This window comes from Bradyrhizobium sp. SZCCHNS3016 (assembly GCF_032484535.1).
Lineage (GTDB): Bacteria > Pseudomonadota > Alphaproteobacteria > Rhizobiales > Xanthobacteraceae > Bradyrhizobium.
This window is the reverse complement of record NZ_JAUETE010000008.1, coordinates 246,669-267,347: the sequence shown is the minus strand read 5'-3', so window position 1 is coordinate 267,347 and position 20,679 is coordinate 246,669. Positions and strand designations below refer to the sequence as shown.

Annotated in this window: 19 protein-coding genes; 5 read left to right on the top strand and 14 right to left on the bottom strand. The window is 65.1% G+C overall.

Features of this window, described 5'->3' with window-relative positions; translation table 11 throughout:
* Positions 1-99: 99 nt before the first annotated feature.
* Entirely contained in the window at positions 100-891 is a 792-nt protein-coding gene (locus tag QW881_RS17600) for an NYN domain-containing protein (protein WP_315737836.1), read from the bottom strand.
* A gap of 295 nt (positions 892-1,186) precedes the next feature.
* Between QW881_RS17600 and QW881_RS17595 the strand changes: the two genes are divergently transcribed.
* Positions 1,187-1,588, top strand: a complete 402-nt coding sequence (locus QW881_RS17595) for a hypothetical protein (protein ID WP_315755558.1) — start codon at positions 1,187-1,189, stop codon at positions 1,586-1,588.
* 45 nt (positions 1,589-1,633) lie between these two features.
* Here QW881_RS17595 and QW881_RS17590 read toward each other — a convergent pair whose 3' ends face one another.
* Both QW881_RS17590 and QW881_RS17585 read right to left on the bottom strand, forming a co-directional pair.
* Positions 1,634-2,176, bottom strand: a complete 543-nt coding sequence (locus tag QW881_RS17590; RefSeq protein WP_315755559.1) for a 2'-5' RNA ligase family protein — start codon at positions 2,174-2,176, stop codon at positions 1,634-1,636.
* A gap of 11 nt (positions 2,177-2,187) precedes the next feature.
* Complete coding sequence (locus tag QW881_RS17585; RefSeq protein WP_315755560.1) at positions 2,188-3,207, bottom strand: serine hydrolase; 1,020 nt, start codon at positions 3,205-3,207, stop codon at positions 2,188-2,190.
* 521 nt (positions 3,208-3,728) lie between these two features.
* On the opposite strand from QW881_RS17585, the gene QW881_RS17580 reads away from it, so the two are divergent.
* A complete protein-coding gene (locus QW881_RS17580; RefSeq protein WP_315755561.1) occupies positions 3,729-4,685 on the top strand; it encodes an IS481 family transposase in 957 nt (318 codons plus the stop codon).
* Between the two features lie 433 nt (positions 4,686-5,118).
* Here QW881_RS17580 and recJ read toward each other — a convergent pair whose 3' ends face one another.
* Positions 5,119-6,960 carry a single-stranded-DNA-specific exonuclease RecJ gene (recJ, locus tag QW881_RS17575; RefSeq protein WP_315755562.1) on the bottom strand — a complete coding sequence of 614 codons (1,842 nt, stop codon included), beginning with the start codon at positions 6,958-6,960 and terminating at the stop codon, positions 5,119-5,121.
* 309 nt (positions 6,961-7,269) lie between these two features.
* On the opposite strand from recJ, the gene QW881_RS17570 reads away from it, so the two are divergent.
* Entirely contained in the window at positions 7,270-8,358 is a 1,089-nt protein-coding gene (locus QW881_RS17570) for a methyl-accepting chemotaxis protein (RefSeq protein ID WP_315755563.1), read from the top strand.
* Positions 8,359-8,368: 10 nt separating this feature from the next.
* Here QW881_RS17570 and QW881_RS17565 read toward each other — a convergent pair whose 3' ends face one another.
* From QW881_RS17565 to QW881_RS17545, 5 genes are all read right to left on the bottom strand, one after another.
* On the bottom strand, positions 8,369-9,088 hold the full coding sequence (locus QW881_RS17565) for a haloacid dehalogenase type II (RefSeq protein WP_315755564.1): 720 nt from the start codon (positions 9,086-9,088) through the stop codon (positions 8,369-8,371).
* Positions 9,089-9,211: 123 nt separating this feature from the next.
* On the bottom strand, positions 9,212-10,213 hold the full coding sequence (gene glpX, locus QW881_RS17560; RefSeq protein ID WP_315737830.1) for a class II fructose-bisphosphatase: 1,002 nt from the start codon (positions 10,211-10,213) through the stop codon (positions 9,212-9,214).
* A 203-nt stretch (positions 10,214-10,416) separates the two neighbouring features.
* A complete protein-coding gene (locus QW881_RS17555; protein WP_315755565.1) occupies positions 10,417-11,736 on the bottom strand; it encodes a homoserine dehydrogenase in 1,320 nt (439 codons plus the stop codon).
* 39 nt (positions 11,737-11,775) lie between these two features.
* Complete coding sequence (locus QW881_RS17550; protein WP_315737828.1) at positions 11,776-12,996, bottom strand: LL-diaminopimelate aminotransferase; 1,221 nt, start codon at positions 12,994-12,996, stop codon at positions 11,776-11,778.
* Between the two features lie 234 nt (positions 12,997-13,230).
* Positions 13,231-13,467 (bottom strand): hypothetical protein, encoded by a 237-nt coding sequence (locus tag QW881_RS17545; RefSeq protein WP_315755566.1) that lies wholly within the window; start codon positions 13,465-13,467, stop codon positions 13,231-13,233.
* 321 nt (positions 13,468-13,788) lie between these two features.
* Here QW881_RS17545 and QW881_RS17540 point away from each other — a divergent pair, with 321 nt between their 5' ends.
* Entirely contained in the window at positions 13,789-15,594 is a 1,806-nt protein-coding gene (locus QW881_RS17540; protein WP_315755567.1) for a class I poly(R)-hydroxyalkanoic acid synthase, read from the top strand.
* 73 nt (positions 15,595-15,667) lie between these two features.
* Positions 15,668-16,066, top strand: coding sequence for an MAPEG family protein (locus QW881_RS17535; RefSeq protein ID WP_315737826.1), 399 nt, complete (start codon positions 15,668-15,670; stop codon positions 16,064-16,066).
* A gap of 9 nt (positions 16,067-16,075) precedes the next feature.
* Here QW881_RS17535 and QW881_RS17530 read toward each other — a convergent pair whose 3' ends face one another.
* Genes QW881_RS17530 through QW881_RS17510 form a run of 5 tightly spaced genes read right to left on the bottom strand, consistent with a single transcriptional unit; the run spans position 16,076 to position 20,679 of the window.
* Complete coding sequence (locus QW881_RS17530; RefSeq protein WP_315755568.1) at positions 16,076-17,125, bottom strand: LacI family DNA-binding transcriptional regulator; 1,050 nt, start codon at positions 17,123-17,125, stop codon at positions 16,076-16,078.
* Complete coding sequence (locus QW881_RS17525) at positions 17,122-17,766, bottom strand: ThuA domain-containing protein (protein WP_315755569.1); 645 nt, start codon at positions 17,764-17,766, stop codon at positions 17,122-17,124. The genes QW881_RS17530 and QW881_RS17525 overlap by 4 nt, the downstream gene beginning before the upstream one ends.
* A gap of 10 nt (positions 17,767-17,776) precedes the next feature.
* Positions 17,777-18,874 carry a Gfo/Idh/MocA family oxidoreductase gene (locus QW881_RS17520; RefSeq protein ID WP_315755570.1) on the bottom strand — a complete coding sequence of 366 codons (1,098 nt, stop codon included), beginning with the start codon at positions 18,872-18,874 and terminating at the stop codon, positions 17,777-17,779.
* A 22-nt stretch (positions 18,875-18,896) separates the two neighbouring features.
* The gene (locus QW881_RS17515) at positions 18,897-19,745 is read right to left on the bottom strand and encodes a carbohydrate ABC transporter permease (RefSeq protein ID WP_315755571.1); all 849 of its coding nucleotides are present in this window, start codon (positions 19,743-19,745) and stop codon (positions 18,897-18,899) included.
* Positions 19,738-20,679: a sugar ABC transporter permease gene (locus QW881_RS17510; protein ID WP_315755572.1), complete on the bottom strand. Its 942-nt coding sequence runs from the start codon at positions 20,677-20,679 to the stop codon at positions 19,738-19,740. The genes QW881_RS17515 and QW881_RS17510 overlap by 8 nt, the downstream gene beginning before the upstream one ends.

Genomic DNA, 20,679 nt, shown 5'->3' with positions numbered 1-20,679 from the left:
ACGCCGCCCGACGGTGGGCACGCTGCCGCCTTCGGCGGCTGCTTTGCCCACCCTACGTGTCCGTCATGTTGCGAGCAACGGCGCGACGCTCAGCTTGCGTCACGCCTTGGCCGCCGCCTCGCGGTGTCCCCTCGGCGCCTTCGCCTTGGGCTGCGACGCGCTCGACGCCCTGACGCGGATACGCACCGAGCCGCCTTTCGGCTGCTCCTCGATCTCGAACGCGCCGGTCTTGCGCACGAGATCGCTGAGCTTGCGGCAGCCATAGGTGCGCGGATCGAAGTCGGAGACCAGGTTGGAGAGCTGCTTGCCGACCTCGCCGAGCGCGACCCAGCCGTCCTCGCTTTCCATCTGCGTGATGACGTTCTTGATCATCGGCGTCGCCGCGGTGATGGGCAAAAGAGACTTGGGTGCCGCAGCCGTATCGGCGTCCTTGCTGGTCGCGGCGTCGCTGCGCAAATTCTCCGTGTAGATGAACCGGCGGCAGGCCTGCCGAAAGCTCTCCGGCGTCTTCTGCTCGCCGAAGCCGAACACGTCGATGCCCTGCTCGCGGATGCGCGCCGCGAGCCGGGTGAAGTCGCTGTCCGAGGACACCAGGCAGAAGCCGTCGAACCGTCCGCTGTGCAGCAGGTCCATCGCGTCGATCACCAGCGTGATGTCGGAGGCGTTCTTTCCCGTGGTGTAGGCGAACTGCTGCTGCGGCACGATGGCGTGTCTGGCGAGCGTGTCGGCCCAGGGCCTGGAGCGCGGGCTGGAAAAGTCGCCATAGATCCGGCGCACGCTCGCCTCGCCGATCTTGGCGATCTCCTCGAACAGCCCGTCCACGATCTTGGCCGAGGCATTGTCGGCATCGATCAGAACGGCAAGACGTGGCGAGCGAGGTTCGGACGGCATCGGATAGTCCTCAAAGTTGGCCCAGTTCTCATTCCCTTATACGCGCCCTTATACGCGGGCCGACATCCAGCCGAATGATTTTCTTGAGACGAATGGCAAGACCACGGGATGCGCAACCAGGCACTCCGCGAGTCGCGGCACGGCTGGCTGGGTGCGCGGAGACCGGCCGCTGACGCTCCCTCCGTTCGTACACGAACAAATTTGGGTTCCAGGCCTGTTCTGACGGTTGTTTTCACCTTCTCTTAATTCGCCTCGCACAACGATGCGGACGACCCAACGATGGGATCTGCGGCAGATGATGAAGGAAGGCACCTATTCGGCCTGGTTCAGGACCCCCAAAGGCCAGGGAACCGGCATCGTCGAACTGGTGGGCGGCAAGGTCTGCGGCGGCGATACCGTGCTGAGCTATGCCGGCAGCTACGAGACGCATGGCGATCGGTTTACCGCCATCATCAAGACGAAGCGTCACGCGCCGGGACAGCCGTCGCTGTTCGGCCCCGACGAGCTGACGCTCAGCCTCGAAGGGTGCTGCAGAGGCACGCCCGTCACGTGCTCCGGCTATGCCGCGGAAGCTCCCGACGTGCCGTTCGAGGCGCTGCTGCTGTTCTCGGCGTCCGACGACGCCGCCGCTACACCGGCTCCTCGGCCGCCCCCGGCATACAATCCCGATCATCTGCCGAAGCCGTCCTGGCGCTAGCATCCGACGCGATTGACGTCATCCTTTCCCCTGGGAACCGAGCGCCTACGCGGTCGCCAGCGGCAGCTTGCGTTCGGCCACGATCCGCACCGGCGGAAACACGACGCAATCAATCGCATCGAACACGACCTCAAAGCGGCCGACGAACGAGCGCGCAAACGTCATCGCATCGTCGCGCCGGTCATCCGAGATCCGCGTGCCCAGCGTGCAGTGAGGCACCCACGCGCCGGGACGATAGTGCGGCCGGCAAAGCAGCGGATCGATCGCTGCCGAGATCGATGCATGCCATCGCAACAGCGTCGCGTTCATCTCAGGCTCGGCCCACAGCACGCAACGAGGGTGCGAGAACCAGCGGACCCGATTGAACGCGATCCGCAGCGCCGTGTCGCCTTGAACAGCCACGCGCATTGCGCGCGAAGCCGTCTCGACGTCGATCTCAGGCGCGTCATAGATCGCGAAGGTGAAGTGCGGCCGGTAGCGCAGCTCGCGCATCGACGGCGCGTCCTCGAAAGCCGCGACCTGCTTCCACAGGTGCTCGATCTCGCACGAAGAGGCGTCGTCGGATCGGAGGTTGATCGCCAGGGCCATCGACGTCCTGCTCAAGGAACCGACGCGCTGATCTTGCCGACGAGATCGAGGAAGCGCTGCGTTCGGACGCCGTTCCGATTCACGGCCAGATCGACCAGCTCGACGACCACCAGGTGCTTCGAGGGAACGACCACGATCTGCTGTCCGCCGTAGCCGGAGGCAAAATAGCCGCTGATGCCGGATCGGACGCTGCTGAAGGTCCACCAGAGATAGCCGTAACCCCGTCCGGGCTGCTCGGTGTCCGAGAGACGGCTGGTCGATTCCGTCACCCATGTCGGCGGGATCAGTTGAGCCCCATTCCAGCGTCCGCCGTTCAGGAACAGCAGGCCAAACCTCGCCAGGTCTCGCGCGCTCATCCGAAACACATAGGCCGGATGCGACGAGGAGGCTTCCTTCACGTACACGCCGTCTGCGGCGGAGAAATCCTCCATCCCGATCGGCCGGCCGATCCGTCTGTCGAAGCTTGCGAACACGTCGTCGACGGACTGCCGATAGATCGTGCCGAGCGCGTTGAAATCCCAGTTGTTGTAGTACCAGAAACTGCCCGGCGGATGGCTCTCGCGCGCCGGCCGCCCCTGCTTCATCTGCCCCGTCTCATAGGACGCGAGATGATAGACCCCGGAGCGCGCCATCAGTAGCTGACGCACCGTCGCGGTCTGCTCGGCCGGCGAAAGCCCCGGCGGAACGTCGTCGATCTCGAGCGCGGCAAGCGTGCTGTCGAGGTTGATCCGGCCGGCTTCGACGGCGATGCCATACAACGCGCTGAGCAGACTCTTGCGCACGGACCGGACATTGACCTTCGCACCGAGATCGCCGAACGAGGCAACAATGTCGTCGTCCCTCACGACCATGATCGCAGTCGGCTTCTGTTCGACCGCAAACTCCTGCACCTCGCGTGCGATCGGTGCAGACCAGGGCGTCTCGTCCGGGCTTGCCGTCCGCCAATGCAGTCCCGGCTCGGCCTGAGCCCAGGACCACCCCATCGCAAGGATTGCCAGCACGGCAAGCGGACGTCGCATTGGCACGTTCATTCCCGTCTCGACAAAACCGATGTCGAGAATGCTAGAGCAAGACCGACGGACGGTACAGAGGTCACCGGCCATCGACGTCTCTGTCTGCATGGCCGCGGATCTCCACTGCTCGATGACGCAACATGCTCCGTTGCAATTTTTTATTTTCACCCGCAGCATCAGCCAGATGACCGCCGCAGCCAGCCCCGCCCTCAAACTTTCCGCTTGCTTTTGTTCCGAAAATCGGAAATAACATCCGCGTCCCGTCCTCGTGAGAGGGGCGCTTCGCGATCGTCATGAACGTGGAGGGCGGGATGCGGTGGCCGCGATCATGTCGCAGCGTGCTCGATGCATGCGGACGAACGGCGGGTTGCGGACGTGAAGTCGCGTGGTCCTGGCGCCCCGATGCTGGCGCCAAGCTCTTGGGAGATGATGATCCCGGGGGCGACGGTGGCTAACTGTGGTCTTCCAGGAGGTTGTCCATCCGGTCTGAACCGAGGAAGCTGAGGTTGCGAAGCTTCAGTGTTCCAAGGAGAGACCAGATGGACGTCCACAAGAATGCGCCTATGACACCGAAAGGTCGAGAGGCGATGGTGCGGAGTGTCGTTGAGGGTGGGCTGAGCTATGCTGAAGCTGCTTACCAGTACAATACGACGCCGAAGACCGTAGCCAAATGGGTGAAGCGGTTCCGCGAGGAAGGTGTCGAGGGATTGCTCGATCGCTCCTCCAGACCGCACTCATCGCCAGGCCAAACCACTGCTGCCACATGTACCGCTATCGAGGCTTTGCGCCGTCAGCGCCACACGGGCAAGCAGATTGCGGCTGAGGTTAAGGTGTCGCCGGCCACGGTCAGCCGCGTTCTGCGACGACTGGGGTTGAACCGAATCCGTGATCTGGAGCCGATCGAACCCGTGCGTCGCTATGAGCACGCTGCGCCGGGCGAGATGATCCATATCGATATCAAAAAGCTCGGCCGTTTCGCGCAAAGCGGCCATCGCGTCACCGGCAATCGGAACGGCTATAGTCATTGTCGCGGACTTGGCTGGGAGTACATGCATGTCTGCATCGATGACCACTCCCGTGTCGCCTTTTCACAGCTCAAGCCTGATCAGACCGCCGAGAGTGCTGTTGCGTTTCTCAAGGCCGCTGTCGCTCACTACAAGAGCTTGGGCGTTACCGTCACCCGCGTCATGACCGACAACGGTGGCTGCTATATCGGCTTCGATTTCGATAAGGCCTGCCGCGATATTGGTCTCAAGCATATCCGCACCAAGCCCTACACGCCCAGAACCAATGGCAAGGCTGAGCGCTTTATCCAGACAGCGCTCCGGGAGTGGGCCTATGCACACACCTATCCCACTTCCGATCAGCGCGCCGCGCAACTGCCCATCTGGCTGCACCAGTATAATTGGCACCGGCCTCACGGCGGCATAAACTCCCAGCCGCCTATCAGCAGACTCGGTTTAACCGAGGACAACCTCCTGAGGCTCCACAGCTAACAAGCCGGACACCGGGGAGATCGCGTATAAGCGTGAAAACCTCCGCGCAGGGAATGCCGGTTGAAACGGCTTTGCCTGTGGTGACTGCCGCCTGCTTTTTGTTTGCAGGCGGGCCATGGGTGAGGCCTTCACCCGGCATTCCCTGCGCCCTCTCTTCTCTGATGAGGGTCTTGATCCAGCATCACTCGGGCGCAGATGCGCGGCGAGATTACAAAGACTTGCCCTGCAATGAGACACGCGACGGCCACCCCGCACTCCGCTGTCGTCCCGGCCTCCGCGCCGGGACCCATACCCACACGGAGCAGTTTGAGGCACGATCGGAGTGGGCATCTCGTCCTCACAACATCTGCTGCTGCGTATGGGTCCCGGATCGGCGCTTCGCCGACGCGAGCGTCGTCGAAGCTTGTCCGGGGCGACAGCGGTGTTGGGGCTGCTACCTGATCATCGCCGGTCCATGATCCGGCACGGCGACATCGAGCACGCGCAGTTGCACGCGCTCGACTCCCTGGTAGCGGTCGACGGTGAGCGTGCCGGCGACATGCAGGATCTGGCCGCGATGCTGAACCAGCGCATTGCCGAGCTTCTGACCGACGGAGCGGAACGCGATCGCGTTCACCATGGCGCCGTCGCCGGACTTGAAGCGCAGCTTCAGATGCGCCTGCCCGACTTCGTCGGCGTAAACCAGCTGATGCGACGGCAGCGCCACGATCGGCTCCGGATTGCCGCTGCCGAAGGGACCTGCGCGATTGAGGGTCGCCACCAGCTCCGGCGTCGCGGCGCGCGCGCTGATGGCGCCGTCGATCAGGATCTCGTTGACGTGCCGTGCGTCGGCGACGTCGGCGGCGAGCGCGCTTTCGAGAAAGGCGCGAAACTCGGCCAACCGCTCCTTGCGCAAGGTGACGCCGGCGGCCATCGCGTGCCCGCCGCCCTTCATCAGGATGCCCTGCTCCACGGCATGGCGGACGGCCTTGCCAAGATCGACGCCCGGAATCGAGCGGCCCGACCCGGTGCCGATGCCGCCCGGCTCGAGCGCGATCGCAAACGCCGGCCGGGCAAACTTTTCCTTGAGCCTGGACGCGACCAGTCCGACCACGCCGGGATGCCAGCCCTCGGACGCCGTCACGATGACGGCGCCCTTGTCCTCCAGGCCGAGCGAGGCCAGCGCCTCGGCCTCGGCCTGCGCTTCGGCCTGCTGCTCGATGACGCGGCGCTCGCTGTTGAGGCGGTCGAGCTCGACGGCGATGCGCGCGGCTTCGGAGACGTCGCTTTCCAACAGCAGCCGCACGCCGAGATCGGCGCGGCCGATGCGCCCGCCGGCATTGATGCGCGGTCCCAGCATGAAGCCGAGATGCCACGCCTCGGGCGGGCCGTTGAGGCGGGCGACATCCATCAGCGCGGTGTGCCCAACATGGTCGCGCCGGCGCATCGCGATCAGGCCCTTGGCGACGAACGCGCGGTTGAGCGCGATCAGCGGCGCGACGTCGGCGACGGTGCCGAGCGCGACGTGATGCAGCATGCTAAGCAGATCCGGCTCCGGGCGCGTGCTGCTCCAGAAGCCGCGGCCGCGCAGCTCGCGATTGACTGCAACCAGCGTGACCAGCGTCAGCCCGACCGCGGCGAGATAGCCGAGGCCGGAGAGATCGTCAGGCCGGTTCGGATTCACCAGAGCGTCAACCTCGGGCAGGTCCTCGCCGCATTGATGGTGATCGATCACCACCACGGACATGCCGAGCCGCCGCGCCTCCGCCAGCGGCTCGAGGCTGGTGGTGCCGCAGTCGACCGTGACGAGCAGCGTCGCGCCCTTGGCCGCGAGCGCGCGGATGGCATCGACGTTCGGGCCGTAGCCTTCGAAGATGCGGTCGGGAATGTGGATAAGCGGATCGAGCCCGCAATGGCGCAGATGCCAGGCGAGCAGCGCCGCCGAGGTCGCGCCGTCGACATCGTAGTCGCCGAAGATCGCGACCGTCTCGCCCTTGACCGCGGCGTCGGCAATGCGCTGCGCCGCCGCCTCCATCTGCGTCACCGTGAACGGATCCGGCATCAGCTTGCGGATGGTGGGATCGAGGAAGTCGTTGACTTGATCGAGCTCGACCTCACGCCCCGCCAGAACCCGGGCCAGCATCTCCGGCAGTTGATAGCGCTGCACCATCGCAAGCGCGCGCGCCGCGCCGCGCGCATCCAGCCGGTCGCGCCACAATTTGTTGGTCAGCGACAGCCGCACGCCCAGGAACGCCTGCGGGGCGCTCAGGGGCAGTGCAAGGGCGGATGGTGCCATGATGCGCGGGGCCTCGCTTGCAGCGCAGCGATTCGAAACGGACGCCGTCGAATCTACAGCAACTGGCCTGCCTCAGCAGGTTCCATCCATGAAACCCACCAGAATCGTCCCAGAACTTGGCGGAACTCACAGGAAATCAGGGAAATGCCGCCCATATACGGCTGGTTGCCTAAAATTCGAGCTGCGTTCAATGGAGTGCATTAAACAGCCGTTAGGCGAACTCCGTAACATTTCAATCAATTATTACGTCCGATTTGTCCGCCCTCTTCGTGCCGACCAGGAGGCGCGGCAACATGGAGTTCATTGCCGATGCTGACCGCGCCCGAGTTGAAGACGCAGCCCTCCGCCGCTCCGGCACAAACGACTCCCAGGGATGACGAGACCGACGTCTCGGCCCTGATCGCCCGGCTCACCGGCGAGGTCAATCAGATCGCCTGCGAGAAGACCAAGTCGATCCAGCAGATCACCAACCAGATGAAGATGCTGGCGCTGAACGCGCTGATCGAGAGCTCGCGGGTCGGCGCCCAAGGCGCGGGCTTCGCCGTGGTGGCCCAGGAGGTCCGCGCCGTCGGACAGCTCGTCGAGACCATCGCGCGCGAGCTGGAAGGCCAGCTCACGACGCGCACCGGCAATCTGAAGAGCTCGATCGAGCGCATGACCGAGCGGGCGCGCGGCGAGCGCATGGTCGATCTGGCGCTGAATGCGATCGAGCTGATCGACCGAAATCTCTACGAGCGGACCTGCGACGTGCGCTGGTGGGCGACCGATTCGGCCGTGGTCGATTGCGCGGCGGACCCAGACGCCGCACGCGTCGCCCATGTCTCCGATCGGCTCGCGGTGATTCTGTCGGCCTACACCGTCTATCTCGATCTGTGGCTGTGCGATCCGAGCGGCAAGGTGATCGCCAACGGCCGCGCCGACCGCTTCAACGTCGTCGGCCAGAGCGTCGCCGACACCAAATGGTTTCGCGAGGCGCGCGGACTGCGCTCGGGCGACGACTACGTCGCCGGCGACGTCGAGTGCCAGCCCCTGCTCGGCAACGCCCAGGTCGCGACCTATTGCGCCTCGGTCCGCGAGGACGGCAAGGCCCATGGCAAGCCGCTCGGCGTGCTCGCCATTCATTTCGACTGGGAGGCTCAGGCGCGCGCGATCGTGCAGGGCGTCCGTGTCAGCGAAAGCGACAAGGCCCGCGTGCTGCTGGTGGATTCCAATCTGCGCGTCATCGCGTCCTCGGACGGCCAGGGCATTCTCAGCGAGCGGGTGTCGCTGAAGCTCGACGGCAAACGCAGCGGCTTCTATCAGGACATCTCCGGGCGCATGGTCGCGTTCCACGCGACGCCCGGCTACGAGACCTACAAGGGTCTCGGCTGGTACGGCGTGATCGTGTCGGGTGCGTGAGGCAGGAGGATCAGCAGCCCAGCCGGTCGGCGATGCCGTTGAAATCATCGGCGACGATGTCCCAGGCGCCGGTGGCGTCGAAGTCGCGGCTCTGCAGCGGGCCGTATTCGGTGGGGCGAGCGACGAAGGCGGTCTTCAGACCGTAGCGTTGCGCCGCCTCGAGATCATTGTTGTGCGCGGCGACCATCATGACCTCAGCGGGCGAAAGACCAAGGAGACGTGCGGCACCGAGATAGGTCTCGGGATCGGGCTTGTAGTGCGCGAACAGCTCGGCCGACAGGACGAGATCCCAAGGAAGCCCGGCAAACTTCGCCATGTTGGTGAGCAGCGCGACATTGCCGTTGGAGAGCGGCGCGATGATGTATCTGGATTTCAGCCGGGTCAGCCCGGCGACACTGTCGGCCCACGGATGCAGCCGGTGCCAGCCGCGGGTGAGATGATCGAGGTCGGCCTCGGTGAGGCCGGTGATGCCGAGCTGCGCGACCAGCGTCTCCAGCGAGCGCCGGTGCAGCACGTCGAGGATGACGTAGCCGCGCTCCGGATGCTTCCGGACCTCGTCCATCGACCCGACATAGAGCCCGCGCCAGCCATCGACCAGTGCGGTCCAGTCACCCTGGATGCCGCGGGTCTTCGACCACGCGGTAAAGTCGTTGATCAGGCTGGTGCGCCAGTCGACGACAGTGCCGAACACGTCGAACACCAGCGCCTTGACCATGGACAGATCGGACATGCTGAGCCGCTCTACAATTTCGTCATTCCGGGATGCGCGCACAGCGCGCAGACCCGGAATCTCGCGCCACGGTCTCTAGATTCCGGGTTCACGCTCCGCGTGCCCCCGAACGACTGTGCTGGATCAGTCGAGGTGGAATTTCGCCAGCTGGCGGTGCTCGGCGCGGATGTAGCGCACCGTGCCGGTGACCGAGCGCATCACGACGGTCTCGGTCTCGATGACGCCGTCCTTGCGGAACTTGACGCCGGAGAGCAGCGAGCCGGTGGTGACGCCGGTGGCCGCGAACAGACAGTCGCCGCGGGCCATGTCCTCGATGCCGTAGATCATCTTGGGATCACCGACGCCCATCTTGTGGGCGCGCTCGCGCTTCTCCTCGGTGTCGAGGATCAGGCGGCACTGCATCTGGCCGCCGATGCAGCGCAGCGCCACCGCGGCCAGCACGCCCTCCGGCGCGCCGCCGGTGCCGAGATACATGTCGACGCCGGTGTTGTCGGGATCGGCGCAGTGGATCACGCCGGCGACGTCGCCGTCAGTGATCAGGCGTACCGCAGCGCCGGTCGAGCGCACGCCCTGAATGATGTCAGCATGGCGCGGGCGGTCCAGCACCAGCACCGTGATCGCGCCCGGCTCGACGCCTTTGGCCTTGGCGAGCCGGCGGACGTTGTCGGCGGGCGTCGCGTCGATGTCGACCACGCCCTTGGCATAGCCGGGGCCGACCGCGATCTTCTGCATGTAGACGTCGGGAGCATGGAGGAGCGTGCCGCCATCGGCCATCGCCATGGTCGCGATCGCGCCGGGCATGTTCTTGGCGCACAGGGTGGTGCCCTCGAGCGGGTCGACCGCGATGTCGACCCTGGGGCCGGCATTGAGGCCGACCTTCTCGCCGATATAGAGCATCGGCGCCTCGTCGCGCTCACCCTCGCCGATCACGACCGTGCCTTCGATCGGCAGCTTGTTGAGCTCGCGGCGCATCGCATCCACGGCGGCCTGGTCGGCCGGCTTCTCCTGTCCATGGCCGCGCAGCCGCGCCGCCGATACCGCCGCCCGTTCGGTCACGCGCACCAGCTCCAGCGTCAGGATGCGCTCGAGCAGCAATTGTTGCGGGACAGAAATCTGCGTCGACATCGGTCAACTCCTCAAGACGTCACGGCGGACATCCGCCATCAAAATCTACCGCTCGCACGCCGCCCCCTGGGCGGCAGCCGGGTCAGGCGGTCGGCACGAATGGCCGTTCCCCGCCTGTCTACTCTCCCGGTTTGAGCATGAACCTATACCAAACGCCACGCGTTTGTTTGAGCAGGGACAAGCGGTTCCCTGTGCATCATGCGCTAGTTCTTCTCGATCCGGATCACCTGGGGCTTGCCGCTGATGACCTTGTCGCGCTGCACCGCCTGGAGCGCGCGATGCACGGCGTCCTCGTGGGTCGCGTAGGTGATCAGGATCACCGGGACCGGCGCGGACTTGCCGGCGGTCTTCGCCGGCTCGCAGCCATTGGGATGGCGCTGCACGATCGATTCGATCGAGATCTTCTGCTCGGCGAGCCGGGTGGCGATGGTCGCGGCCGTGCCGGCATGGTCACGCGCCATCAGGCGGATGTAATAGCCACCCTCGTGCCGCTCCATGGGCGCCTTCTCGGTCGCCTGCAGCCTGTCGACCGGACGCCCGAACGGCGCGGCGCGGATGCCGCGCGCGACGTCGGCTATGTCGGCAACGACGGCGGACGCCGTCGCGGCGCCCCCTGCTCCCGGACCGACCAGCGTGATCGGCGGGATACCGTCGCCGTCAATCGTGACCGCGTTGGTGACGCCCATCACCTGGGCGATCGAGGAGGATTTCGGCACCATCGTCGGATGCACCCGCTGCTCGATGCCCTTGGCGGTGCGCACGGCAACGCCAAGCAGCTTGACGCGGTAGCCGAGCTCAGCGGCCGCGCGCAGGTCCTCCGGCGCGATCGAGGAGATGCCTTCGACATAGACGGAGTTCTGCGCCACCTGGGTGCCGAAGGCGAGGCTCGCGAGAATCGCAAGCTTCTGTGCGGTGTCATGGCCGTGGATGTCGAACGACGGGTCAGCCTCGGCATAGCCCAGGCGCTGGGCATCCTTGAGGCACTCGTCGAACGACAGCCCCTCCTGCTCCATCCGCGTCAGGATGTAGTTGCAGGTGCCATTCAGGATTCCATAGACGCGGTTGATGCCGGTGCCGGCAAGCCCCTCGCGCAGGGTCTTGATCACCGGAATGGCGGCACCGACGGCCGCTTCGAAGTTCAGCGCGCCACCATGCTTCTCGGCCGCCTTGGCGAGCTTCAGGCTATGCTTCGCAATCAGTGCCTTGTTGGCGGTCACCACCGACTTGCCGGCCTTGAGCGCGGTGTCGATCGCCGACAGCGCGGGATCACCTGCGCCCCCCATCAGCTCGACCAGGCAGTCGATTTCGGGATCAGCAGCCAGTGCGATCGGATCCTTGGCCCATTTGATCCCGGACAGATCGATGCCGCGCTTCTTGGCCTTCGACCGCGCCGTCACGGCAACGACCTTCACCGGGCGTCCCGTCCGCTCGGTGAGCACGCGCCCCTGACGCTCGATGAGACGAACGACCTCGACACCCACGGTGCCGAGGCCCGCGATGCCCACTCTCAGGGGTGCGACCATGGAATCAAAGAACCTGTCGAAAGGAAAATACGGGAGGGTTCAACGCCGGTTGGCGATGGGAACGACGTTGTGCAACGTTTCGATCCCGCTTTCAAGGAAGCGGCGGACGCCGCGCGCGGCCTGCCGGATGCGCTGCTCGTTCTCGACCATCGCGATACGGACATAGCCCTCGCCATGCTCGCCGAAGCCGACGCCCGGCGACACCGCCACGCCGGACTTCTCGACCATGAGCGTCGCGAACTGCATGCTGCCGAGGCTCTTGAACTTCTCCGGCAAAGGCGCCCAGGCGAACATCGAGGCCTCAGGCGACGGGATCTCCCAGCCGGCCCGGCCGAACGCCTCGACCAGCGTGTCGCGGCGCTTGCGATAGACGTCGCGCATCTCGCGGATGCAGTCGTCGGGACCGTTCAGGGCAGCCGTGGCCGCGACCTGCACCGGGGTGAACGCGCCGTAGTCGAGATACGATTTCACGCGGGCGAGCGCTGCGATGATGCGCTCGTTGCCGACGGCAAAGCCCATGCGCCAGCCGGCCATCGAATAGGTCTTGGACATCGAGGTGAACTCGACCGCGACGTCCATCGCGCCGGGCACCTGCAGCACCGACGGCGGCGGGTTCTTGTCGTCGAAATACACCTCGGCATAAGCGAGGTCCGACAGGATCAGGATCTCGTGCTTCTTCGCGAATGCGACGAGGTCGCGATAGAAGTCGAGGCTCGCGACATAGGCAGTCGGGTTGCTCGGATAGCAGACGATCAGCGCGAGCGGCTTCGGAATCGAGTGAATGATCGCACGCTCGGCCGCCTCGAAGAACTGCGGCGTCGGTTCCGACGGCACCGAGCGGATCACGCCGCCCGCCATCAGGAAGCCGAAGGCGTGGATCGGATAGCTCGGATTGGGACAGAGAATGACGTCGCCCGGCGCGGTGATCGCCTGCGCCACGTTGGCAAAGCCTTCCTTGGAGCCGAGCGTCGCCACGATCTGGGTGTCGGGATTGAGCTTCACCCCGAAACGGCGATCGTAATAGGCGGCCTGCGCCCGGCGCAGTCCGACGATGCCGCGCGAGGCCGAATAGCGGTCGGTGCGCGGCTTGCCCAGGGTCTCCTTGAGCTTCTCCAGCACGTGCGGCGGCGCCGGCAGATCAGGATTGCCCATGCCGAGATCGATGATGTCGGCCCCGGCGTTCCGCGCGGCCGCCTTGGCCCGGTTGACCTGCTCGAACACGTAAGGCGGCAGACGGCGGATGCGATAGAAATCTTCCATGGGTCTCTCGGCTCCGGCAACCGGGGGCGGATTCGCCAGCAGAGCTGGCGCTGCGGCGACGCGGGCCATGCATTGAAACCGGTGCTGGATCAGGAGTTTAGCACGGGCTCGCGGCTTGGCTGGCAACGACACGCGAAGGTGTTGATTGCGGTGTTTTATCATGGCCGCCGCGCCACGCCAGACAATTACGCCGCTCAGAGCGGCCGATCTCCCAGCCCTTGGTCACCTGGCCGATCATTTGGGCCTGGTGCTGGTGCCCGCCGAAGCCTGGCGGTCACGCGCCGCGAGCAGCTCCTTTTCGATCTTGGCGCGCTCCTGCGGCGAAATGATCGGCGCATCACGGTCGCGCGGCACGTCGTTGACGGGCAGATACCCGCCCGGCTCCTTGGGCCGGACGACCGCATCCGCGTCGAGCGATGGCATGTCCGCGATTGGACTGGAGCACCCGGCAAGCGCGAGCGCGCCGAACACAACGAGCCCCGCAACAAGGGCGCGCCGTTCCGACCTCCAGCCTCGCCCCTGCGTCCCCACGCGCACGCCCCTCGGTCCCCAACTTCCAGTCAACGGTCCCCAGTCCGACCGCAGCGCGGCGCATTTTGCCGCAGTACAACCAATTGTCACTCGAAACGTTACCGGCTTGAACAGGAATTTCATCCAGCTACGTGATCAACATGTCGGAAGCGAGAGATTTTTTCGCAACGCAACAATCAGAAATCGAATTTGTCGCAAACTCGCGGATTATTGATCTCGCGCGGTGACGAGACGGTCCCGACGCGATAGTGTGATCGAGCCATGACCGACGTTCAGAACAGCAGCAATCCAGAAAAAACATTCGATGCGGAAGCGTTCGCGATGAACATCGCGAAAGCCATGGAAAGCAGCGGCAAGGCGCTCTCGGCCTATCTGAAGCCGCGCGAGACAGGCGACGTTCAGGACCGGCCACCGACCGAATTGACCGAGGTCGTCAAATCCTTCACCGCCGTCGCCGACTACTGGCTGTCGGACAAGGATCGCGCCAGCGACATCCAGACCAAGATCGCCAAGGGCTATCTCGATTTGTGGGGCTCGGCCGCGCGCCGTCTCGCCGGCGAAGACGCGCCCCCGGCCATTTCGCCCTCCCCGCGCGACAAGCGCTTCGCCGATCCGGAATGGAAGTCGAACCAGTTCTTCGATTTCGTGATGCAGGCCTATCTGCTGACGACGCAGTGGGCCCAGGACCTCGTCCACAATGCCGAAGGCCTCGATCCGCACACGCGCAAGAAGGCCGAGTTCTACGTCAACCAGATCACCAATGCGCTGGCGCCCTCGAATTTCGTCCTGACCAATCCGGAGGTGCTGCGGCAGACGGTGACGTCGAGCGGCGACAATCTGGTGCGCGGCATGCAGATGCTCGCAGAGGACATCGAAGCCGGCAAGGGGTCGCTGAAGATCCGCCAGTCCGACCCGGGCAATCTCGAGGTCGGCGTCAACATGGCGACAACGCCGGGCAAGGTGATCTTCCAGAACGACATGATGCAGCTGATCCAGTATGCGCCGACGACGGAGAACGTGCTGCGCACGCCGCTGCTGATCGTGCCGCCCTGGATCAACAAGTTCTACATCCTCGATCTGCGCCCCGAGAAATCCTTCATCAAATGGTGCGTCGATCAGGGCCTCACGGTGTTCGTGATCTCCTGGGTCAATCCCGACAAGAAGCTCGGGACCAAGACCTGGGATGATTACATGAAGGAAGGCCCGCTCACCGCGATGGACGTCATCGAGAAGGTGACCGGTGAGATGAAGGTGCACACGCTCGGCTATTGCGTCGGCGGCACCATGCTCGCGACCACGCTGGCCTGGCTCGCCGACAAACGCCGCCAGCGCGTGACCTCGGCGACCTTCCTCGCCGCCCAAGTCGATTTCACCCATGCCGGCGATCTGCTGGTGTTCGTCGACGAAACCCAGATCTCGGCGCTGGAGCGCGACATGCAGGCGTCGGGCGTGCTCGAGGGCAGCAAGATGGCGATGGCTTTCAACATGCTGCGTTCGAACGACCTGATCTGGTCCTATGTCATCAACAACTACCTCAAGGGCCAGCCGCCGCAGGCGTTCGACCTGCTGCACTGGAACTCGGACGCCACGCGGATGTCGGCGGCGAACCATTCCTACTACCTGCGCAACTGCTATCTGGAGAACCGGCTGACGCAGGGCACGATGGTGCTGGATAACACGCTGCTGGATCTCTCCAAGGTGAAGGTGCCGGTCTACAACCTCGCCACCCGCGAGGACCACATCGCGCCGGCCGACTCCGTGCTGTACGGCTCGCAATTCTTCGGCGGGCCGGTGAAGTACGTGCTGTCGGGCTCCGGCCACATCGCCGGCGTCGTCAACCCGCCCTCCTCCGGCAAGTATCAGTACTGGACCAACGACCAGATCCACGACATCTCGCTGAAGGACTGGATCAAGGGCGCGCAGGAGCACAAGGGCTCCTGGTGGCCGGACTGGCGCGAATGGCTGAGCCAGCTCGATCCGGAAGAGGTTCCCGCGCGCGGCGTCGGCAGCGAGGCCTATCCACCGCTCGAGGATGCGCCGGGCTCCTATGTCCGCGTCCGCGCGTAGCGTGATCCGCCGCGATTGACTATAACCGCTCCGTCCCGCCGGGACGGGACGGGAATCAGTTGAGGGGATCTCGATGACGCGCGAACTGTTCTGGCTGACGCTCACGGTCATTCTGACCGGCCTGCTGTGGGTTCCCTACATCCTGAACCGCTGCCAGGTCCGCGGCCTCACGGGCGCGATGGCCAACCCCTCCCGCAACGACAAGCCGCACGCGCCGTGGGCAACGCGGCTGATGTTCGCGCACGACAATGCGGTCGAGAACCTCGTGATCTTCGCGCCGCTGGTGCTGATCCTCAACGCGATCGACTATTCGACCAAATGGACCGTGCTCGCCTGCGCCGTCTATTTCTGGTCGCGGGTGGCCCACGTCATCGTCTACGCGATCGGCCTGCCCGTGTTCCGGACGCTGGCGTTCGTGGTCGGCTTCATCGCCCAGGCCATCCTGGCGCTCGCCATCTTCGGCTGGCTCTAGGCCGATCTGCTAGGGCAGATTGTCCCGCAGAAAGATATCGATGCGGATGCGCTCCTGGTCTGGACTGATCGGCTCCCCCGAGCAGTGCGCGAGCAGAATGCGCGCCGCCGAGCGCGCCTCGTGGCCGGGGTCCTGGTTGATGATGGCGTCCAGCGTTCCGCGGACCAGGAACCGCCGCGTGTGCTGGGTCAGCTCATGGGTGATCCAGACCACATCCCGGGCACGGCCGGATGCCTCGAGCGCGTCGGCGATGCCACGGTTGCCGGCGCCGCAGCAGTAGATGCCGCGCAGATCCGGATGGCGGGCGAGCAGCGCGGCGGTCAGCTCCCGCGTGCGCTCGCTCTCATCGCGGCCCTCGATGGCCGGAAGCGCGAGCAGGTTCGGGTACTCGCTGGACAGGATCTGGTGAAAGCCGAATTGCCGCTCGGCGTGATCGCGCAGCGACAATGATCCCGCGATCACGGCAACCGTCCCCTCGCGGCCGCCGAGGTAGCGCCCCATCAGCGTGGCCGCCGTCCGTCCCGCGGCAGGGTTGTCGATGCCGACATAGTGCAGGCGGCGCGAGCTCGGGGCATCCGAGACCAGGGTCACCACCGCGACGCCGCGCGCGGTGAGCTCGTCGATCGCGGCGCGCACTCTGGGGTGATCCAGCGCGATGACCGCAACGCCCTGATAGGCCGGCGACAGGTTCTCCAACGCACCGGCCAGCACGTCAGGATCGAACACGTCGACGTGGAGGATATCGATGAAGCCGCGCTGGCCGGCCAGCCACTCTGCCGTGCGCTGGACCTGCTCGGTCAGGATGGTCATGAAGCTGTTGCCACCGGTCGGCAGCACGAAGGCAAAGCGGAAGCTCTGCCCGCGCGCGAGCCGTGCCGCTGCGACGTCGGCGCGATAGCCCAGCTTGGCAACAGCGGCCTCCACCCGGGCAACGGTCTTGGCACGCACGCCCTCGCGCCGGTTGATGACGCGGTCGACGGTGGCGAGCGACACGCCCGCCGTCCGCGCGACGTCCTCCAGCGTGGCCCGGACCGGTAACGGGTTCGCGTCAGCCGTCACTCGCGCGCCGCCCATAGCATGCCGCGGGTCATCAACGTCCGGATCTCCGGCACGTCGAGCTCGTAGGCGCGGTGGCCGAGCGAAGAATAGAATACCCTGCCCGCGCCGTAACGCTTCTTCCAGACCACCGGCATCACCACGCCCTCGATCCAGGGGGCGTGCTCGCCGGTGAAGGTCGTGGTTGCCAACACCTCGTTGGCCGGATCGACATGCATGTAATATTGCTCGGAACGATGCTCGAAACTCTTCAGGCCTTTCATGATTGGATCGTCCGGCCGGGTCAAGTCGACCCGGTAGTCGATGATGTTGCCGGGATGGGCGACCCATTGCCCGCCGCACAGGAACTGGTAGTCGACCGAATCGCGGAAGGCATCGCACATGCCGCCATGATGGCCGGCGAGCCCGACCCCGCTGCGCACCGCCGCGCAGAGATTGAGCGCTTCCGCCTTCTCGATCTTGGACATCGTGTAGATTGGGATGATCAGCGACAGATCGTGGATCGCCGGATCTGCGAACGCGGCCGTCGTGGTCTCGATCCGCACCTCGAAGCCTTCCGCCTTGAGCCAGCCGCGGATCATCGACGCACAGAGATCGGGGTCATGTCCTGGCCAGCCGCCCCATACAATCATTGCCTTGCGCATGTCTCTGTCCTCAGTCGATCTGTCCGGTGTCGCGTCCAACAGGCAACATCGCCGGCCGCTCCACGCGGCTCTCGATCCTGACCCGCCGGCCTTCGTTTGCGGAGGTCTGGAACGCCTCCATGACCTCCAGCACGTGGAAGGCGAGCGCACCGCTAGCCCGATGCGGCCGGTCGTTCAGGATCGCGGTCGCCATATCGGCCACGCCGATGGAGCGGAACTCGCCGTCGACGTGACCATGCGTCAACGGCATCGTCTGCCATTCGCCGCCGGTCTTGGCGACTAGGACCTCTCCACCGAAGCGGTTGGGGTCCGGCACCAGCATGCTGCCCTCGGCGCCATAGATCTCGATGGGCGCGTGCCGGTGCTTCGGAACGTCGAAGCTCATCGTGACCGAGACCACCGCCCCGCTCTCGAACTCGAGCGTGCCCGCGACGTGGGTCGCTACCTCGACCGGGATCAGCGTGCCGTTCATCGGCTGGCTGGTGACAAGGCGCTCCGATCGCGGGCGCGCCGTGGAGCCCATGACGCTCGCGACCGGGCCGAGCAGTTGCACGAGATCGGTGACGTAGTACGGACCCATGTCGAGCATCGGCCCGCCGCCGCGCAGATAGTAGAACCCCGGCGCCGGATGCCAGCGTTCATGGCCGGGACAGCCGAAGAAGGCGCTGCCCGCCACAGGCCTGCCGATCGCACCGTCGTCGATCAGCTTGCGCGCGCTCTGGTGTCCGCCGCCGAGGAAGGTGTCGGGCGCGCAACCGACGCGCAGATTTTTTTGCGCGGCAAGCTCGATCACCTTGCGGGCTTCCGCGACGTCGATTCCGAGCGGCTTCTCGGAATGCACGTGCTTGCCGGCATTCAGCACGGCGAGACTGACGTCGGTATGGGCGAGTGGCACGGTGAGATTGATGACGATCTCGACGTCATCGCGCTTCAGCAGTTGATCGACCCGCATCGCCGGCAGGCCGAACGCGGCCCCCTGGCGCTCGGCCGCGTCGCTGCGCATGTCGGCGAGCGCCTTGATGTCCAGAACGGGGAAGCGCTGGGCGGCCTTCAGATAGGCGCTGCTGATGTTGCCGCAGCCGATGATGCCGATGCCGACTTTTCTCATTGTGGTCTCCGTGAGGTGTCGTTCATCCCTTGACCGCGCCCGATGTCAGGCCGGCGACGATGTGCTTCTGCGCCAGAAGGAACAGAATGATGGTGGGCAGGATGGTCAGGGTGATGAAGGCGAGGATCAGGTGCCACTCGGACGAATACTCGCCCTGATAGACCATGATGCCGAGCGGCCATGGATACAGCGCATCGGTGTTGAGCATCACGAGCGGCAGCAGATAGGCGTTCCAGCTGTTGACGAAGGCAATGGTGCCGACCGTCGCCAGGATCGGGCGCGACAATGGCAACGTCACGTAGCGGAAGAATTTTATATAGCTGCAGCCGTCGACCAGCGCGGCCTCGAGCAGCTCGTAGGGGATGTCCTTGAAGAAGCGGCGCAGCAGCAGCACGCTCATGGCGAGGCTGAAGGCGACCTGCGGCAGCGCGACGCCGAAATAGGTGTCGAGCAGCCCGAGATCGCGCACCTTGATGAACAGCGGCAGCACCGCGGTCGCCGCCGGAAACAGTAGGCCGAGCGTCAAATAGCTCAGCAGCATCGAGCTGCCGTAGAATCGGACATGGGCAAAGGTGAAGGCCGCCATCGAGGCGACGATAAGAGTCAGGACGACCGTCAGCGTCGAGATGATCAGCGAATTGCGCAGCAGCTGCCAGTAGCGCCCGGAGAACAGGATGTCGGCATAGTTCTGCCACTCCCAATGCTGTGGCAGGCCGAACGGGTTGACGCGCAGCTCCCCGAGCGACTTGAAGCCACCGAGCAGCGTCGCGAGCAGCGGCACCAGCACGAAGATGGCGACGATGGCGAGGAACGCTGCCTTGAACAGCACGGCAGGATCGAACGGCGCCCTGGTGGCCTCGGCACTATTCATCGCGCATGAACCATCGTTTGTAGGTGAAGGCAAAGGTCACGCAGATCACGAACAGGATGACGCCGATGGCGCTGCCGTAGCCGACCCGCATGCGGGAGATGCCGTTGTTGTAGAGAAAGCTCACCATCGTATTCGAAGAGTCGGCGGGTCCGCCGCGGGTCAGCGGCATGACCAGGTCGAACAGCTGCAGCGAGCCGACGATGGCGAAGAACACCGAGAGCCGGATCGTCGGATGGAGCAAGGGAATGACGACGTGGCGCAGGCTCTGCGACCGCGTCGCACCGTCGATCCGGGCGGCCTCGATCAGGCTCTTGTCGATGCTCTGCAGCGCGGCGATGAACAGCATCATGTGGAAGCCGAAATACTTCCAGACGATCACGATCAGCACCGCCAGCATCGCCGTGTCCGTCGAGGCCAGGAGATGCGGCGGGTCGGCGCCAAAGCTGCGCCAGATCGAGGCGACCAGACCGTAATCGCCGTCATAGACGAAGCTGAAGATCAGCCCGGTCGCGATCTCGGCGAGGATATAGGGCATGAAGAACAGCATCCGCAGCGCCACTGCGCCGCGGAACCGCTCCGCGAGCATCAAGGACAGCGTCAGCGCAAGCGGTAACTGGACACAGAGCGAGACCGCAATGATCAGGCCGTTGTTGCGCAGCGCGAGCCAGAACGCCCGCGTCTCCAGCACGAAGCGATAGTTATCGAAACCGATCCAAGTGGTCGGCCTGCCGAACCCATTCCAGTTGAAGCCCGAGTACCAGGCGGCCTCGCCGATCGGCAGCACCACGAAGAGCGTGAACAGCAGCAGCGCCGGCGGCAGGAACAGGATCAGGACGGTGAAGCGGCCGTCCCAGCTCGGGCCACGCACCGCGCGAGACGAGAGCGATGCCGGCGACACATCCATCGCCGGCGAGCCCGCGAATGGCCTTGCCAC

Bases quoted from the DNA above. Each gene is read 5' to 3' on its own strand.
- QW881_RS17540 (WP_315755567.1), top strand. From the start codon at position 13,789: ATGACCGACGTTCAGAACAGCAGCAATCCAGAAAAAACATTCGATGCG.
- QW881_RS17585 (WP_315755560.1), bottom strand. From the start codon at position 3,207: ATGAACGTGCCAATGCGACGTCCGCTTGCCGTGCTGGCAATCCTTGCG.
- QW881_RS17600 (WP_315737836.1), bottom strand. From the start codon at position 891: ATGCCGTCCGAACCTCGCTCGCCACGTCTTGCCGTTCTGATCGATGCC.
- QW881_RS17515 (WP_315755571.1), bottom strand. From the start codon at position 19,745: ATGAATAGTGCCGAGGCCACCAGGGCGCCGTTCGATCCTGCCGTGCTG.
- QW881_RS17595 (WP_315755558.1), top strand. From the start codon at position 1,187: ATGATGAAGGAAGGCACCTATTCGGCCTGGTTCAGGACCCCCAAAGGC.
- QW881_RS17520 (WP_315755570.1), bottom strand. From the start codon at position 18,874: ATGAGAAAAGTCGGCATCGGCATCATCGGCTGCGGCAACATCAGCAGC.
- QW881_RS17570 (WP_315755563.1), top strand. From the start codon at position 7,270: ATGCTGACCGCGCCCGAGTTGAAGACGCAGCCCTCCGCCGCTCCGGCA.
- recJ (WP_315755562.1), bottom strand. From the start codon at position 6,960: ATGGCACCATCCGCCCTTGCACTGCCCCTGAGCGCCCCGCAGGCGTTC.
- QW881_RS17580 (WP_315755561.1), top strand. From the start codon at position 3,729: ATGGACGTCCACAAGAATGCGCCTATGACACCGAAAGGTCGAGAGGCG.
- QW881_RS17590 (WP_315755559.1), bottom strand. From the start codon at position 2,176: ATGGCCCTGGCGATCAACCTCCGATCCGACGACGCCTCTTCGTGCGAG.
- QW881_RS17525 (WP_315755569.1), bottom strand. From the start codon at position 17,766: ATGCGCAAGGCAATGATTGTATGGGGCGGCTGGCCAGGACATGACCCC.
- QW881_RS17555 (WP_315755565.1), bottom strand. From the start codon at position 11,736: ATGGTCGCACCCCTGAGAGTGGGCATCGCGGGCCTCGGCACCGTGGGT.
- QW881_RS17535 (WP_315737826.1), top strand. From the start codon at position 15,668: ATGACGCGCGAACTGTTCTGGCTGACGCTCACGGTCATTCTGACCGGC.
- glpX (WP_315737830.1), bottom strand. From the start codon at position 10,213: ATGTCGACGCAGATTTCTGTCCCGCAACAATTGCTGCTCGAGCGCATC.
- QW881_RS17565 (WP_315755564.1), bottom strand. From the start codon at position 9,088: ATGTCCGATCTGTCCATGGTCAAGGCGCTGGTGTTCGACGTGTTCGGC.
- QW881_RS17550 (WP_315737828.1), bottom strand. From the start codon at position 12,996: ATGGAAGATTTCTATCGCATCCGCCGTCTGCCGCCTTACGTGTTCGAG.